Source organism: Microcystis sp. M53603_WE2, from assembly GCF_030065435.1.
Map to the genome: position 1 here is coordinate 1 of NZ_JASJFF010000822.1, position 1447 is coordinate 1447.

Consider the following 1447-nt stretch of genomic DNA (forward strand, 5'->3'; position numbering starts at 1 on the left):
AATTAGCCGGGGTTGGGGACTATCCGATGAGTTTTGGCAATCCACTAAACGCAGGATTGTTTTAGTTCCCCCGATATCTCCCCCTAAAAGAATCGTCATGCTGGTTTTTCCCTGAGTTTGTCCCCATAATTATAGTTTTTTTTACCGCTTCTCCCCAGCAAATTTAAGGGCAGTCAATTCTATACTATAGTGAAAGATGGCAATGCCTAAGCCCTAATTAAGGATTGATTAATCATCGCTCCGGGGTTGGAATGGGGATTTGCTAGAGGACAGAAAGGGGACTTAAAGACATTTTAGGTCTAACTGTAGCCTCAAGGCGATCGATAGGGCGGCAAAACCTATCACTGTCCCCATAACTTTTAAGATAGACCAGAGAGGGAGAAATTAGCTTGGGTGTAGAACTTCGCAGTTACGTTTATCTTGACAATTTACAGCTTCAACACGCCGCTTACATCGGTACAGTCGCCCAAGGATTTTTACCCTTACCCGGGGATTCTTCCCTCTGGATTGAAATTTCCCCCGGCATCGAGATTAATCGCATCACCGATATTGCCCTCAAATCCGCCGTGGTTCGTCCGGGGGTTCTATTCGTAGAACGACTCTATGGACTCTTAGAACTCCATTCTAGCAGTCAGGGAGAGGTCAGGGCGGCCGGTCAGGCAATTTTGCAGTATTTAGGCGTTAGTCAGCGCGATTGTCTGAAACCGCAAATTGTTTCTAGCCAAATTATTCGCAACATTGACGCTTACCAAGCCCAATTAATTAACCGTAGTTCTCGGGGTATGATGTTAATGGCGGGACAGACTTTGTACGTTTTAGAAGTGCAACCGGCTGCCTACGCTTCCCTAGCCGCTAATCAGGCCGAAAAAGCTGCTTTAATTAATATCCTACACGTTACTTCCGTGGGCAGTTTTGGCCGCCTATATTTAGGGGGAGAAGAACGAGATATTATCGCCGGTTCCCGAGCGGCAGTTTCAGCGTTAGAAAATATTCAAGGTCGAGTTTTTCCCGGTAGCGACAAAAAAGAATAAGCTAATGAAGGCAAAAGGCAGAAGGTAAGGGTGCATCTCATTTTTGTCAATCTACCAATTGGGATTTTTACTTGGAAACTCTCGGCTAAAATTGGGCATTACTTCCGATTTTATCACTCAATCCAAGCTTTTGGGGGGTTCTACCCCCCAAACCCCTAGGGCTGTTTCATTCTCCCATCAGAATATCAAAAGTAAAAGCGATCACTGTCTTGGTAAAATGAGAAGTGACCGCCAACTTTTTAAATATATGTTGAGCTTAATAGAAAAACTGAAACAAGTCAAGGACTTTCGGAAAGATAAAGGAAAAAGACCCCCTTTATGGATAGTATTAGTAGTAATAATACTGGGAACAATGCTAGGATACTCAGGTTAGAGAGAGCTAGGAGAGTTTGCTAAAAATAATCGGCACAGGCTCA

The 1447-nt window shown here is 44.1% G+C and carries 1 protein-coding gene and 1 pseudogene; both read left to right on the plus strand.

Features of this window, described 5'->3' with window-relative positions; genetic code table 11:
- The first annotated feature begins 389 nt into the window (after nucleotides 1-389).
- Nucleotides 390-1031 (plus strand): beta-carboxysome protein CcmP, encoded by a 642-nt coding sequence (gene ccmP, locus PX481_RS17530; RefSeq protein WP_004266786.1) that lies wholly within the window; start codon nucleotides 390-392, stop codon nucleotides 1029-1031.
- Between the two features lie 247 nt (nucleotides 1032-1278).
- Nucleotides 1279-1401: pseudogene (locus tag PX481_RS17535) on the plus strand (transposase family protein); the annotation flags it as partial.
- Between the last annotated feature and the right edge of the window lie 46 nt (nucleotides 1402-1447).